The organism is Mycobacterium syngnathidarum, assembly GCF_001942625.1.
GTDB classification, from domain to species: domain Bacteria; phylum Actinomycetota; class Actinomycetes; order Mycobacteriales; family Mycobacteriaceae; genus Mycobacterium; species Mycobacterium syngnathidarum.
In genome coordinates this window covers 211694-225632 of record NZ_MLCL01000024.1, presented here as the reverse complement: position 1 = coordinate 225632, position 13939 = coordinate 211694, and the positions used below count along the sequence as shown (strand labels likewise).

General features: G+C 67.8%; 14 protein-coding genes. 4 read left to right on the top strand and 10 right to left on the bottom strand.

Annotated features, from left to right (window positions below; all coding sequences use genetic code 11):
* Positions 1-52: 52 nt before the first annotated feature.
* Both BKG60_RS07250 and BKG60_RS07245 read left to right on the top strand, forming a co-directional pair.
* Positions 53-1045 carry an AurF N-oxygenase family protein gene (locus BKG60_RS07250; RefSeq protein ID WP_070944910.1) on the top strand — a complete coding sequence of 331 codons (993 nt, stop codon included), beginning with the start codon at positions 53-55 and terminating at the stop codon, positions 1043-1045.
* A complete protein-coding gene (locus tag BKG60_RS07245) occupies positions 1045-2475 on the top strand; it encodes an FAD-dependent oxidoreductase (RefSeq protein ID WP_075909458.1) in 1431 nt (476 codons plus the stop codon). Before BKG60_RS07250 ends, BKG60_RS07245 begins: the two co-directional genes overlap by 1 nt.
* Here BKG60_RS07245 and BKG60_RS07240 read toward each other — a convergent pair.
* From BKG60_RS07240 to BKG60_RS07230, 3 genes are read right to left on the bottom strand one after another with little or no spacing between them, the layout of a single operon-like run.
* On the bottom strand, positions 2472-3194 hold the full coding sequence (locus BKG60_RS07240) for a TetR/AcrR family transcriptional regulator (RefSeq protein WP_070944912.1): 723 nt from the start codon (positions 3192-3194) through the stop codon (positions 2472-2474). The two genes, BKG60_RS07245 and BKG60_RS07240, sit on opposite strands and share 4 nt — an antisense overlap.
* Positions 3195-3249: 55 nt before the next feature.
* Positions 3250-4092 carry an alpha/beta fold hydrolase gene (locus tag BKG60_RS07235; protein ID WP_075909481.1) on the bottom strand — a complete coding sequence of 281 codons (843 nt, stop codon included), beginning with the start codon at positions 4090-4092 and terminating at the stop codon, positions 3250-3252.
* 53 nt (positions 4093-4145) lie between these two features.
* Positions 4146-4910, bottom strand: coding sequence for a trans-aconitate 2-methyltransferase (locus tag BKG60_RS07230; protein WP_075909457.1), 765 nt, complete (start codon positions 4908-4910; stop codon positions 4146-4148).
* Between the two features lie 43 nt (positions 4911-4953).
* Between BKG60_RS07230 and BKG60_RS07225 the strand changes: the two genes are divergently transcribed.
* Both BKG60_RS07225 and BKG60_RS07220 read left to right on the top strand, forming a co-directional pair.
* The gene (locus tag BKG60_RS07225; RefSeq protein WP_075909456.1) at positions 4954-5832 is read left to right on the top strand and encodes an amidohydrolase family protein; all 879 of its coding nucleotides are present in this window, start codon (positions 4954-4956) and stop codon (positions 5830-5832) included.
* 22 nt (positions 5833-5854) lie between these two features.
* Complete coding sequence (locus BKG60_RS07220; RefSeq protein ID WP_423226851.1) at positions 5855-7045, top strand: alpha/beta hydrolase family protein; 1191 nt, start codon at positions 5855-5857, stop codon at positions 7043-7045.
* Here BKG60_RS07220 and eccE read toward each other — a convergent pair.
* From eccE to BKG60_RS07185, 7 genes are read right to left on the bottom strand one after another with little or no spacing between them, the layout of a single operon-like run.
* Complete coding sequence (eccE, locus tag BKG60_RS07215; RefSeq protein WP_070944915.1) at positions 7001-7930, bottom strand: type VII secretion protein EccE; 930 nt, start codon at positions 7928-7930, stop codon at positions 7001-7003. The genes BKG60_RS07220 and eccE overlap by 45 nt on opposite strands.
* A complete protein-coding gene (gene mycP / locus BKG60_RS07210; protein WP_070944916.1) occupies positions 7927-9306 on the bottom strand; it encodes a type VII secretion-associated serine protease mycosin in 1380 nt (459 codons plus the stop codon). The genes eccE and mycP overlap by 4 nt, the downstream gene beginning before the upstream one ends.
* Positions 9307-9313: 7 nt before the next feature.
* A complete protein-coding gene (gene eccD, locus BKG60_RS07205) occupies positions 9314-10729 on the bottom strand; it encodes a type VII secretion integral membrane protein EccD (RefSeq protein WP_070944917.1) in 1416 nt (471 codons plus the stop codon).
* Between the two features lie 2 nt (positions 10730-10731).
* Positions 10732-11682 (bottom strand): ESX secretion-associated protein EspG, encoded by a 951-nt coding sequence (locus tag BKG60_RS07200; RefSeq protein WP_070944918.1) that lies wholly within the window; start codon positions 11680-11682, stop codon positions 10732-10734.
* Between the two features lie 16 nt (positions 11683-11698).
* Positions 11699-11986, bottom strand: a complete 288-nt coding sequence (locus BKG60_RS07195; protein WP_019342950.1) for a WXG100 family type VII secretion target — start codon at positions 11984-11986, stop codon at positions 11699-11701.
* 29 nt (positions 11987-12015) lie between these two features.
* The gene (esxG, locus tag BKG60_RS07190) at positions 12016-12309 is read right to left on the bottom strand and encodes a type VII secretion system protein EsxG (protein WP_070189520.1); all 294 of its coding nucleotides are present in this window, start codon (positions 12307-12309) and stop codon (positions 12016-12018) included.
* A gap of 49 nt (positions 12310-12358) precedes the next feature.
* Complete coding sequence (locus tag BKG60_RS07185) at positions 12359-13939, bottom strand: PPE family protein (protein ID WP_070944919.1); 1581 nt, start codon at positions 13937-13939, stop codon at positions 12359-12361.

Below are 13939 nucleotides of genomic sequence, written 5' to 3'. Positions count from 1 at the left end.
CGCAAAAAGACCGGTATTTACCGAGACATAAAGTCCCGGTAAATTGGGGGCCATGGCTTCTACCTCGCCTGCCGCACCACTGGATGCGGATTACCAGGACCTGTTGCAGACGCTGTCCGCGGGTTCGGTGCGCCGCCGCTTCGACCCGTACCTGGACATCGCGTGGGACTCCCCCGAGTTGGCGATCGACCTCGACGATCCACGGTGGGTGCTCTCACCACACGTCGATCCGCTCGGCGCCACCGCCTGGTATCAAGCCCAGCCGCTGGCTCGCCAGATCGAGATCGGCCGCTGGCGGACGCTGAACTCGGTGAAGGTCGGCGCGGCCTTCGAAAGCATCCTGATCCGCGGATTGATGGCGTTCATCATGAAGCTGCCCAACAACTCCCCCGAGTTCCGCTATGCGTTGCACGAGATGACCGAGGAGTGCAACCACATTCAGATGTTCCAGGAACTGGTCAACCGCAGCGGCGTGGACGTGCCGGGCATGCGGCCGCTGTTCCGCCGCCTGTCGCCCTACATCGGCCTGGTCGGCCAGTACTCCCCCACGGCATTCATGGCGGGAATCCTGGCCGGCGAGGAGCCGATCGATCATTTCCAGAAGGGGCTGATCCGCGAGGGTGCCAACATTCCGCCCGCGGTGCTGCGGACCATGCAGATCCACATCGCCGAAGAGGCCCGCCACATCTCCTGGGCGCATGAGTTCCTCAAGACCCATATGCCGGAACGATCTTGGCGGATGAAGGCCTTCGCGTGCGTCGCCTTCCCGCTCACCCTGCGCTGGCTCGCGCACGAGATCGTGGCCCCGCCGAAGTCGTTCGGTCAGGACTTCGGCATTCCGCGCGCGGTGATCAAGGACGCGTTCTGGCGCAGCCCGCACTCCCGCAAGATCCTCGCCGGTTACTTCGGTGAGATGCGTTCCCTGAGCGAAGAACTCGGCTTGATGAACCGGGTCGGCCGGTGGATGTGGAAGCGTTGCGGGATCGACGGTGAGGCGGCCCGCTACCGCGGTGTGCCCGACCGCGAAGCGGTTGCCCTGCCCTGATGCCACACGTCATCACGCAGTCCTGCTGCAGCGACGCCTCGTGCGTCTATGCCTGCCCGGTCAACTGCATTCACCCCACACCCGACGAACCGGACTTCCACACCGCTCAGATGCTGTACGTCGACCCGGTCGAATGCGTCGACTGCGGAGCGTGCGTGACGGCCTGCCCGGTGGACGCGATCAAACCGCACACCAAGCTGACCGCCGACGAAGACGTGTTCGCCACGCTCAACGCCGATTTCTACGCCACACCCCGCCGGCCGAGGCCGATCCTGGCTCCGGTCGTCCCGCCGCTTGAAGTGCGCCCGGGCGAGCTGCGCGTGGCGATCGTCGGATCCGGCCCGGCCGCGATGTACGCCGCCGAAGAGGTGCTGACCATTCCCGGCGCCCTGGTCTTGATCTACGAACGACTCACCACGCCATACGGTTTGGCCCGGTTCGGCGTGGCACCCGATCACCAGCGGACGCGCGGGGTGACACACCAGTTCGACCACGTCACCGCCAACCCGCGCTTGCAGATGCGCCTCGGCGTCGAGGTCGGCAGTGAGATCACCCATGAGGACCTGCTGAACGAGCATCACGCCGTCATCTACGCCGTCGGCGCGTCGACCGACCGCCGCCTCGACATCGACGGCATCGACCTGCCCGGCGTCAGCTCGGCCACCGAGTTCGTCGCCTGGTACAACGGTCATCCCGATCACGCCGATCGCAGGTTCGACCTGTCGCATCGACGCGCGGTCGTGATCGGCAACGGCAACGTCGCCCTCGACGTCGCGCGTCTCCTCACGATCGACCCGGACCGGCTCGCCGACACCGACATCGCTCCGCATGCCCTGAAAGCCTTGCGCGGCAGTTTGATCGAAGAGGTGGTCGTGGCCGGCCGGCGCGGCATCGAACAGTCCGCGTTCACTGTCCCCGAACTCGTCGGCCTGTGTTCGACGCCCGGCGTCGATGTCGTCGTCCGCAACGAAGATCTGCGGGCGCTGCCTGACTCCGACCCGCGTGCCGCGATCTTGCGTGCGGCGCCGCGCGGGGCGGGCAATCGCCGAGTCGTGCTCGAGTACCTGTTGTCGCCCACCGCGATCCTCGGAGACTGCGCCGCCGAAGGTGTCGAGTTCGTCCACAACGAGCTGATCGCTGCACCCGACGGCTCCACGCGGGTGAAATCGACTGGGCTCCAACGGGTCATCGAAGCCGGTCTGGTGCTGACCTCCATCGGATATCGCGGGCGGCCGGTGCCGGGGTTGCCGTTTGACGATGCCACGGCGACGGTGCCGCACCAGGGTGGTCGGGTTCCGGGCGTCCGGGGCGCGTTCGTCACCGGGTGGATCAAACGCGGGCCGACCGGATTCATCGGCACCAACAAGTCCTGCGCCCAGGAGACGGTCCGCAGCCTCGTCGCCGATTACAACGCCGGGTTGTTGGCCTAGCTGGTCTCGCGGTTCGTCAGCGCCGCGATCACCGAGGTCAGCTGGTCGTCGCGGTTGATGTCCAGCCCACTCGCCCGCGCCGCGCCGTCGAGGACATACCACCCGAAGTCGGCCAGGTGCGTCACGATCTCTTCTCGTGACCGCTCCGGCGCCGCACCGCGGATCCACGCCGACAAGGTGGCCTCCACCATCGTCACCACCGCGAACGGCACCGTCTTGAATGCGCTGTCATCCACCCCGATGGTTTGCGCGATCGTGGCGATGATCCCTTCGGACTGCCTGGTCATTCGGAGCTTCAGCTCACTGACCGCGTCCAGCGAGCCGTCGCTGCCGAAAGTCGGCCCGCGCCGGACGAACTCGTCGAGCCGCGGGTGGTCCAGCATCCAATCGGCCACCGCCCCCACGGTGCGGGTCAGGATCTCCCGCAATGAGCCGCTGGAGACGTCGAGGTTGGTGTCGAGCACCGCCGCGAAGTCGTCGAACACGTACGAGCGGACGCGTCGCTCCAGCTCTTCTTTGCCGGCGAACTGGCGGTACACCACCGACTTCGCCAGTCCGGCGCGGTCCGCGATCCGCGCCATGGAGATGTCGGCGCCCGGCGGATTCTCCTCGATCAGCGCGACCGCGGCTTGCATGATCTGGGCACGACGCTCGGAGTTGTGCTGCTCCCAGCGGGCCTCATAGCCGCTGACCGCAGCGGGGTCGGCGGCGGTCGGCATGGCCCCCACCCTACCCACGGCCGGTTCGGACGTGGAGTGGATGGGAAAGGACGTGTCAACCAGTGATTTGTGCACCGCCGGTAACGGGCAGCGGTTGCGCCGGTGCACAAATCGCGTCGATGACGCGGTCGGCATGGGTGACGTACAGCCCGTGGGCGGCGCCGGGGATCTCGACGAGCGTGCCCTGTGGCAACAGTGCGACGGTCCGGCGCCCGGTGAGCTCGATGGGTGACGACACGTCGGCGTCACCGTGGACCAGTAGCACCGGAAGGTCGAGTTCGGCCAGCTCGGCACGGTAATCGGTGTGGGCCCCCATCCGCTGGGTGGCCAGCAGCGTCTCGACGGGCACCGCAGCGATCTGGTCCACCGTCCACTCGACGACCTCAGGCTCCACGGCGTGGTGTCCGAAAAACGGTGGTGCGCTGTCGATACACCATTGCTGCACATCGCGTTCCAGCTCGGCGAGCATCCCGTCGAGCATCTCCTCGGGTACCCCGTCCGGATTGTCCGCGGTCTGAACCAGCAGTGGGAGTTGCGCCGCCACCAGCACCGCACGATTCACCCGGCCGGTCCCATGCCCGCTGAGATAGCGCACGATCTCACCGCATCCCAGGGAATGCCCCACCAGTGTCACATCGCTGAGATCCAGGTGATCGAGCAGCCCGGCCAGGTCGTCGGCCAGCAGATCCACCGTCCACTCACCGCGATAGGCGCTCGAGCCTCCGTGGCCGCGCCGGTCGTAGGCGACACAGCGAAAGCCCTTGGCCACCAGGCGTTCGATGATGTGATTCCACTGGCCTGAGTTGAGCCCCCACGAGTGGGTGAACACCAGGACAGGCCCTGACCCGGTGTCGGTGTAGTGGATGTCGGCGTTGTCGGCTGTCTTTGACGTAGGCATGTGTCCATCGTCGAACGTGCAGGTACGCATGTCGATTACGTCGTAGGTAATGACTACCGGACTCGGGCGGCCACGAACACCCGACGGAACGGGAAGAACGTGGTGCCGTCAGCGCGTCGCGGGTAGGCCTCGGCCAGCATCGGGATGATCGCCTGGCGGTACTGCTGCCATAGCTCGTCGGTCAGCCGTCCTTTGACCTGAGTCAGGGCGGTACCGGTGATCCAATCCAAAACTGGTGTCTCGCCCGATAATTGGTGTACATAGGTGGTCTCCCAGGCGTCCACCGCACAGCCCGCATCGGTCAACAGGCCGGCGTACTGAACCGGCGTGTCCACCTGGCCCATGTCTCGCCACGGCATGTCACACAGCGGCCCGGTGAACGGCTCGCGGCGCGCCAGCGCGCGCACCGCGTGGTGCGACGGCGCGTCGAAATTGCCGGGTACCTGAAAGGCGATCCAGGCCCGGGCGGACAACTGCCGAGCCCAGCGCGACACGAGCTCGCGATGCGAGGGCACCCACTGCAACGCCGCGTTCGAAACCACCACGTCGGTGTCCGGTTGCGGTTCCCAGTGCTCGATCGCGCCGGCATGCGCCTTGAGCCCACGGGCCTGCGCAGCCGCGACCATCTCCGGTGAGCTGTCCCAGGCCTCCAGTGTGGCACCGGGCCAACGCTGCGCGAGCGTCTCGGTCAGGTTGCCCGGCCCACAACCCAGGTCCACCACGCGGCGCGGAGCCTCAGCCCCGACCCTCGAGAGCAGGTCATAGAACGGCCGGACCCGATGGTCGGCGAACGCGAGGTAGGTGTCCGGATTCCACATGCCCCGATCATGCCCGGCACCTGGCTCGATATCGTCGGATCCGATGGGCGAATCGGAGCAGGTACGGCAGATCTGGTCGGGGCTGGGGCTGCCCGGCATCATCGACGTGCACACCCACTTCATGCCCAAGAACGTCATGGACAAGGTGTGGCAGTACTTCGACGGCCGGGGCCCGCTGATCGGGCGGGAATGGCCCATCACCTACCGTGCCGACGAGGCGCAGCGGGTGGCCACCCTTCGGGCCTTCGGCATCCGCAGGTTCTCCTCGCTGATCTATCCGCACAAGCCGGACATGGCGGCCTGGCTCAACCAGTGGGCCAGAGGGTTCGCACAGGACACCCCGGACTGCCTGGCCACCGCCACGTTCTATCCCGAACAACAGGCCGCCGGCTACGTCGCCGACGCCATCGCCGCAGGCACCCAGGTGTTCAAAGCACACATCCAGGTGGGCAACTATGAGCCGAACGACCCCCTGCTCGACGAGGTGTGGGGCCAGATCGAAGACGCCGGCGTCCCCGTCGTGATCCACTGCGGCTCCGGCCCGGCACCTGGCGATTTCACCGGCCCGGACCCGATCGCCCGGCTGCTGAGCCGTTATCCACGCCTGGCGTTGATCATCGCGCACATGGGGATGCCGGAGTACTCGGCGTTCCTGGATCTCGCGGAGCGCTACGACAACGTGCGCCTGGACACCACCATGGCGTTCACCCCGTTCGTCGAGGAGATGATGCCGTTTCCCACCGCCGAGGCGAGCCGGCTGAAAGCCCTGGGTGAGCACATCCTCTGGGGCAGCGATTTCCCCAACATCCCCTACGGTTACGCCGAGGCCGTGCACCACCTGATCGACCTGCCGGGTGTCGACGACGCATGGTGCCGCAACGTTCTGCACGACAACGCCGCGAAGTTGTTCGGCCTCAGCTGAGCAGTTGGTTAGCATCGGGATCGTGGACGCGGACCCGGTAGAACCCCCGATCCCAGTTCCTGATGTTCCCGGCGGCGATGCCGGCGCCCGCGGACTGCCGCGGCGGGCCGATCTGACCATGCGACAGCGTGCCATCGTGGACGCCTCCGCGATCGCCGACATCGCGTTGCGCACCGGGGTTGCCTCGATCGTGGCGACGTCGATGGTGCCGACCACCCTGGCGTCGATGGTGCACCCGTCGACGTTCCGAACCGAGAACGACCACATGCGGTTCTACGCCGAACTGGCCACCGCAAAAGATCCCGCGGTGTCGTTTCCGGCGCCTACCCGGCCACCCCGGGTGTCCACCCGCCGGGCCAATCCCCTGGCCGAGATGATCGCGCACGGCCGGGTGGAGAACCTCCAGTTCGACAGCAGCTTCACCGCGGTCAACCCCGCGCTGCGCGACATGTGCAGTGGGTTCACTCGCAACAATGTTGTGCGGGCACAGCATTGGCGCCACGACGACGGACCGCACCCCACGCTGTGCGTGATCCATGGCTTCATGGGGTCGCCGTACCTGGCGAACGGGCTGTTCCTGTCGCTGCCCTGGTTCTACCGCTCCGGCTACGACGTGTTGTTGTACACATTGCCGTTTCACGGCGGCCGCGCCGAGCGTTTCTCACCGTTCAGTGGTTACGGATTCTTTTCCCACGGATTCGCCGGCTTCTCCGAGGCCATGGCCCAGGCCGTGCACGATTTTCGTTCGGTGATCGACTATCTGGAGTCCACGGGTGTCGATCGGGTTGCCTTGACCGGCATCTCGCTGGGTGGCTTCACTTCGGCACTGCTGGCCAGTGTGGATGACCGGATTCAGGCCGTAGTCCCCAATGTTCCTGTGGTGACGCCGGATCGCACGGTGGACGAATGGTTCCCGGCCAACAAGCTGGTGGCGCTGCAACGGTTCGTGGCCAGGACCGACCCCGCGTTGACCGAAGCGGCGGCACGGTACGCCTCACCGTTGAACTACCAACCGGTGGTGCCCAAGGAACGACGCCTGATCATCACCGGCCTCGGCGACCGGCTGGCTCCGCCGCAACAGGCCGAATTGCTGTGGGAACACTGGGATCGCTGCGCGTTCCACTGGTTCCCCGGCAACCACCTGCTGCATGTGAGCCAGCCGGACTACCTACGCCGGATGACCCGCTTCCTGCGGGATTTCATGTTCGACTGACGGCACGGGCGACCCCAGCAGTGCCTGCGGCAGCGCGGCCGGGTTGCCGTCCAGACGCTGCGAAGACAGCGGGTTCAGCGCGGCCAACGCCGGACGGTGCCGACCGCCTGCCGATTTCAACCCAGCCAACGGAGCCCGACGCGGGGGCCGATCGGCCGTCCGCAGGGCAACACCCACCGTCAACTGCGGTTGTGCCGGAGATCCGGTGAATTCCAGTGCGGTCCAGGTTTCCTGAGCCGGCAGCGCGCCGACCCCGGCCAGCACGGCCTCCAGCTTGTCGCTGACGTTGACGCGGTATGCCGCGAAGTACCCGGAGTCGTCCTTGACACCCCGCCAGGTCTCCTTGCCCGGGTCGGGCAGCGGTGAGTCCACCCCCTCGACCAGCGTGACCGTCCAGCCCTGCTCCCGTAGGTGATCGGCCAGGCGACGCCCGACGATTTCCGTGGTGTCCCGCAACGGGATTCGCGACGACCGGGCACGCAACGCATCGAGGTTGTCGGTGGCGACGACGGTCAGGCTGATCCAGCTGCGTCGCACACCACCGGCGTCGCGGTGGGTCACTCGAACCTTGTCGCATCGGATGCCGTACCGGTCCAGGTAGCTGACGACAACCGGAAGCTGCGCCGGGTTCGCGGGGTCGACCCGCAACACGACGGTCTCCGAATCGATTGCCGCCTCAGGCTGCTTCTTGGTCAGGTTGCGCCGCCACACCCCGAAGTGCCGGGCCACCCGCGTGGTCAGGAACAACCCGCCCCACCAGGCCAGCAGCAGCACCACCGCGGCGGCGGAGACGCCGAGCACCCAGCGTTCGGTGTTGGTCTGCCATGGCCGGGCCAGTACGGCCGCGACGATGAACAGGGACGCCAACGCAAGTCGGGCGGTCATGAAGGATCCTTCCGTCGGTATGCGCTGAACGCCACGGCGATGGCCGCCAGCGCAAGTGCGCCGGTGCCGGCGAATGCGACGATTCGCCCGGTGTTGTCACGGGGCGCCGGTTCTGCCGGCGCGGCAATGGGTTTGCCTTCGGGAGACGCCGGGCCGTCCAGCGGCATGTCGGCGACGTCCCAGGTGAGCGCGGCCACCGGATCGACACCGCCGGCGCCCATCACGTTCGACGGCGAGCGGGCGGCGCCCCGAGCCGTCGTGGTCAGCCGGTGCACCACCTGACGCGCGTTCAGGTCGGGAAACTTGCTGCGCACCAAGGCCGCAACGCCGGACACGTAGGCGGCGGCATAGCTGGTACCGCTGAGCGGCACCAACTTGTCCTGATCGGCGGGCATGGCGTTGGACAATCCTCCGCCGGGTGCGTTACTCACCGAGGAGATGTTCTCGCCCGGTGCGGCGATGCCCACCCAGGGTCCGGCCATCGTAAACGCCGAGGGCTGACCGGTGGCGTTGAGCGCCCCGACCGACAGCACGTAGGGCTGCCACCACGACGGGATGGATACCGAGGAGACGCCGCCCCAGTTGCGCGGATCGCCCGGGGCGCCGGCATCGGCAAGCGGATTGGAACCGCACGCCGATCCGGTGGTGACCCCGCCCTGGGTGTTGCCCGCGGCCGCGACGATCACCGCGTCCTTCTCGACCGCCGCATATCGCAGCGCCGCGCCGAGTTCGGTCTGGTCGATTTGTTTGTCGGCCGGCATGCAGGTCACCACGGAGATGTTGATGACACGCGCACCCATGTCGGCCGCGCGCACCACGGCGCGGGCCAGGCTCGCCACGTCCGCCGTAATGCGCGCCTCAGCCATGTCGCCACCGGCCGCCCGCGGAGCGAACCGCGGTGAGTTCTGCCGGATCGAGATCAGCCGGGCCTCCGGCGCCACGCCGGAGAAGCCGTCGGGTCCGGGCTGCCCGGCGATCAGGCCTGCCACCGAGGTGCCGTGACCATCACAGTCGGTCAGGCCGTCGGTGGACTCGATGAAGTCACCACCACCTTCGACATGCGGCAGCCGGGGCCCCGGCTGCACGCCGGTGTCGATGACGGCGACCGTCTGACCTTGCCCGCGACTCTGCTTCCACGCGTCGGACAGGTTGAGCGCCAACTGGTTTGGATTGACCGATCCCGGATCGGTGCCCGGCAGGACACCGGTGGTGACACACGCCGAACGCTGTGCCATCGCCCCCATCGGGCCGGCACTACCGGCCGGTGGGGCGACCTGTGGATCGACCGCGGGCGGGCTGATGGCTCCCGCCGACGGGGAGCCGACCAACAACACCAAACTGGTTGTGGCCAGAACACCCAGGCTCTTGTGGATCACCGAGTCATCACCTGTCGAGAACGAGGCTGAACAGCCCGATGAGGAAGGCCATCACCGGAATCAGCGAGGCGTCGAGGCCGGCGGCAAGGAAGCCGACCAGGCGCCGCATCGGCAGCGAGTAGGTGTCCGGCGAGGCGACCGGCGGGTTGAGCGCGGCCACGGCCCACACCACCACCAGGGCGGCCAGCACCGCCAGCGCCCACCACGCGGCCTGGTACCGGCCGTCGATCGCGAAGGTCACCAACAGGGCAACGGTCAGCAGGTAGGGATGCTCGAGCAGCCATGCCTTGCACGAGGCGGAGTCCCAGACCCGGGCGCGCAGAGCGGCTCCGAGAGCGGCGGCCACCACGACGTACCAGGCCCACGGGGACGCGGTCGGCGACCCGACCAGCACTACCGACCCGGCCACCCCGAGCAGCACGCCCGCGGCGATCACGCCGGTCTGATGCGACTGGCTCGCCCGGACCCGGCGCGGCAGGTCGGCCAACACCGAAAGCGGCTGTGCCGACGGGGACGGATCGCCCGGCGCCGGGATGACCGGCAGCGGGAAGCGTGCCCACATGGCAGACAACTGGGCAGCCTGAACGGTGACCACCAGTGCGATGAGGATCAGTGCGCAGCCGATCACCGTCGAGTTGATCGTCCACAGCGACGCCGCACCGGCGACCAGCAGCACGCCCACTCCGGCGACCGTGGTCGCAGTGAACGCCGCGACGCCCCGACCGTCGGGAGAATTGGCCACGCTGATCAGCGACCATGCGGCCACCGCGGCGGCGGCCAGCAGGATGCTCGGCGCGCCGAAATCACCGGGCACGCCGAGCGCGAACGCCGCGGCGACGGGGACGAGCGCGGTGACGGCCAGCGCGGTCGCCAGCGCCGGGGACCGGCCCTTGACCGACAGCGAGGCGAGCACCGAGGCAACGGCGATACCGCCGACGACGAAGAGACCGAGCAGTTCACTGGTCACCACGCGGTGGGCGACGGCCAGGCCGGTACCGACCAGGATCAGCCCGATCAGAGCCAGTGAGGCATAACGCGCGATGTTCACGGCGCCCCACGGACGCTGACGCGAGGCCGAGAAGATCACGGCGGCGTCGGCGATGTCCTCGACGATGCGCGGCGCAGCGGGCCCGACGGGAACGGCCTGCAGCGCAAGCAGATCCCCGTCCACCACACCGACCGTGTCGAGCGTGGCATCCAGGCTGTAGGGCGCACCGCCGACCGGGGCCAGGCTGAGCCGCACCGGGTCCGGGGCGCTGGCGCCGTCGTCGCCCCCGGCGGGGAGCACGATCCGCTGGACCGCGGGCAGGATCTCACGCAACGGCAGCTCGGACGGCAGAGCCATCTCGGTCAGCCGGCCGCCGTCGTCTCCAGCGGCCAGCACGGCCACCCGAACGATCGGCATCACAGTGTTGTCGGACATTCCTATGCTTTCTGGGTTCTTCTCATGGAGCGTGAATCTCGGTGGGATGCAGCGCTGTCGGTTACTACGCAGTCGGGTGCCGCTACTCGGTCGAAGTCGCGGATGAGCGGCTGGTCCGGGAACCAGGAGCCGCTCGGCAGCGAGGCAGTGAGCCGCTCGATCGCCATCGCGATCTCTTCGGCTGTGCCCGCCGTGAAGGTCGAAATCCATTCCCCGTCAAAAGCTTGTGACGGGGACACCAGAATCCGTCCCTCGGGGGTGTCGATGATGCTGACCCCCACTTGGGTGGTGACCCGGTGACCGTCGCGATGTTCGCCGGCGACGATCTCGACGTAGGTACGCCGTCCGTCGAACACCGATTCCACGATCGGCCGGGCCGAGTCCGGGACACCGAGGAATCCCAGCACTTCGATCAGGGGGGTGCCGTTGCGGATCTGCTCATCAGCGCGGGCGCCGGCTTCTGCCGGCAACGCGAACTCGTCGAACCGCGCCGGCCTGCGACGCGACAGTCCGGCAGTGAGCACCGGGACCAGGGCGTGAGGATGGTGAATGTCCATCTCGGTGAACGTCACCAGCTGCGCGTTGCGCAACACCACAACGGACTTGCCCTCCAGGCTGTGCTGGTCGTCTCCTCGCGCAAGCGCTCGTCGGGCGATGATCCCGCGCAGCAGATCCCCCGGTCCGGAGACGAACCGCAGATCGAGCCATTGGGTCGCCCGGCACACCAGCCGAACCCATTGCGCTACCTGCGGATTCACCTCACCACTGGAGTCGAGCACACCCATCCTGGTCAGTTCGGCGGTCTGCTCGGCGGCGAAGCCGAACCGCTGCGCCGGCTCGCTGTAGGGCGGCGTGATGGCCAGCACCCACGGGTACGCCCCGGCGCCGAGTACCTCGGCGAGGTACCAGGCCTGATCGGTGGTCAGCTCGACCGCGTTGGCTCCGGTGCTCAATGCGGAGCCTCCGGCATCAGCCCCACTTGGCCCCTTCGGCTGCGTCACGCGCGCTCATCGACATGGTGTTCATCTCGTGGGTCGATGCCATCGCACGGTAGGCCCGGGTCAGCTCTTCCATGGCCTGGTTCCATTGTGCCTGCCAGGCCTGGTAGGTCATACCGGTGTCACCCTGCCAGGCGCTGCTCAGCGCGGCCTGCTCGGCGGCGATGTCGGCGCCGACGGCGTGCAGAGCACCCGAGTAGGTGTTCATTTCCCCGGCGTGAGCCAGCATGGCCGGGTAGTTGTACATGATCTGAGACATGAAAACTCCTGTATCCGTTGCTTGTTCGGCTAGACCGCGGTGTAGGTGCTGGCGGCGGCGGCATCCTGGGCGACGTAGGTGCTCGCGGCGTCGCCGAGGTTGAGCTGCGCGATGTCGAGCAGTGCGTTGACCTTGGCCGACACCTCGACGAACCGGGCGTGGGCGGCCTGGAACGCGGCGGAGGCCTCACCCATGTGGAAGGCCTGCGAGGACATGGCGGCCTGCTCGGCCTGGGCGATGGTGCTGCGCATCAGCGCGGCCTTGGCACCGAAGGCGGCCTCGGAAGCGATCAGCTGGGGGATGTGAGCATCCAACAGGCTCATGGTTTTTCCTTTCGGATCGTTGATGGTTGGTCGTGCACGGGCGGTCTGGTCAGCTGCGCGAACCCCCTTCCGGATCACCCGGGGCCTCGTCGGGCTCCCAGGAACCTGGCAGCATCGGCGAAACGGGACTCTCGTCGAATCTCTCGCCGGCCAAGGTGGTCAGACCTGCCGCGGTCGCGTCGGGTCTGGTTTCGGTACCGGTGAATCCCATGGCCCCGGCGCCGCTTTCAGAGGCACGCACCCCTGGTTCCGGTCGCGGCGCGGGATCGGGATCCGGTTCCTCGTAGTCCATGTAGGCATCCGCGTATGCGTGATCCTCCAGTGCCGCACCCCGCTTGCGCCGCCGCTTGCGCCGCGCCGCCAGCGATGCCGCCACCCCGGACGCCGCCGCGGGGATTCCGGAAGCCGGCGCCGAGGCACTGGACTTGCCGCCGACTGTCGGGCTGAAACCCTCGTCCGGGTCATTGCCCATCACCGCGTAGGGCGCGAACGCTGCCGCGGGGACCGGGGCCGGCGCTGCGGCACCTCCCGCGCCGGCAGCGGGTGCACCTGCGGGAGCGGCCGCGACACCGCCGCCGACCCCTGCCGGCGCCAGGCCGGCCACCGGCAGCCCCTGATCGGCACGAACCGGCACCGGTGGAGCATCGGCGTCGGCCGGTGCGTCGGCCGGGGCATCGGCGGGAGCCAGGTCGAGGAATCCCAAGGCGGCAAGGCCGATGCCGAGAAGTGGGATCAGGAACGGCGACAAGGCAACACTGATCCAGGTACCCCAACCCACGGGCTGGAAGATCGCTTGATAGAGCACACCGGCCAGGAACGGGCCCCATTCGGTCAAGAAGCCTGCCGGGTTGGTGAGCAAGGACGTGAGCATGTCCTGAATCGTCCCGACGGGGTCGCGCAGCAGTTGGGCTACGTACTCGCCACCGATCAGGTTGTTGTTCGGATCGGCGAAGTAGTCCGCCAGCGCCTTGATCAGCTGGTTCTCTGACCACCAGTCCGGAGTGCTGAGAGCCTGCCCGGACTCGGTGGCCTGAGCCTGGGCACCGGTCTGCATGGTGTTGGCCGACGCTGTACCGGCCTCTCCCACACCAGGTTTGAGCAGCATCGGCGACGGCGTGCTGGTCGGTGCCGCCATGACCGCGGCACCCGAGACCGCCTGATAGGTGGCCATGGTGGTGGCTGCCTGGATCCACATCCGGACGTAATCAGCCTCGTTGACCGCGATCGGAATCGTGTTGATACCGAAGAAGTTCGTGGCGATCAGGACGCCGTGCACGACGTGGTTCAGAGCCAGTTCGGGCAAGGTCGGCATGGTGGCCACCGCGGTGGTGTAGGCCGCGGCCGCCGTCTCGTGTTGCACCGCCACCGCGGCACTGTTGGCACTCTGCTGCGCCAGCCACGTCAGGTACGGCCCGTGGGCGGCGATGTACTGCTCCGAGCTCGGCCCCTCCCACGACCCGGCCTGCACCCCACCCAGCACACTGGTGAGTTCTGCTGCCGCCGAGGCATATTCGGTGCTCAGCGCCTGCCAGGCCCCCGCCGCGGCCAGCAACGACCCGGCGCCCGGGCCGCTGGAGAGCAGCGTCGAGTGCACCTCGGGTGGTAGGGCCATCCAGATGGGGGCGGTCAT

Excerpts from the sequence above, each read along its gene's own strand:
- BKG60_RS07235 (WP_075909481.1), bottom strand. The coding sequence starts at position 4,092 with ATGCCTACGTCAAAGACAGCCGACAACGCCGACATCCACTACACCGAC.
- BKG60_RS07195 (WP_019342950.1), bottom strand. The coding sequence starts at position 11,986 with ATGTCTCAGATCATGTACAACTACCCGGCCATGCTGGCTCACGCCGGG.
- BKG60_RS07230 (WP_075909457.1), bottom strand. The coding sequence starts at position 4,910 with ATGTGGAATCCGGACACCTACCTCGCGTTCGCCGACCATCGGGTCCGG.
- BKG60_RS07240 (WP_070944912.1), bottom strand. The coding sequence starts at position 3,194 with ATGCCGACCGCCGCCGACCCCGCTGCGGTCAGCGGCTATGAGGCCCGC.
- esxG (WP_070189520.1), bottom strand. The coding sequence starts at position 12,309 with ATGAGCCTGTTGGATGCTCACATCCCCCAGCTGATCGCTTCCGAGGCC.
- BKG60_RS07185 (WP_070944919.1), bottom strand. The coding sequence starts at position 13,939 with ATGACCGCCCCCATCTGGATGGCCCTACCACCCGAGGTGCACTCGACG.
- BKG60_RS07245 (WP_075909458.1), top strand. The coding sequence starts at position 1,045 with ATGCCACACGTCATCACGCAGTCCTGCTGCAGCGACGCCTCGTGCGTC.
- eccD (WP_070944917.1), bottom strand. The coding sequence starts at position 10,729 with ATGTCCGACAACACTGTGATGCCGATCGTTCGGGTGGCCGTGCTGGCC.
- eccE (WP_070944915.1), bottom strand. The coding sequence starts at position 7,930 with ATGACCGCCCGACTTGCGTTGGCGTCCCTGTTCATCGTCGCGGCCGTA.
- BKG60_RS07225 (WP_075909456.1), top strand. The coding sequence starts at position 4,954 with ATGGGCGAATCGGAGCAGGTACGGCAGATCTGGTCGGGGCTGGGGCTG.
- BKG60_RS07250 (WP_070944910.1), top strand. The coding sequence starts at position 53 with ATGGCTTCTACCTCGCCTGCCGCACCACTGGATGCGGATTACCAGGAC.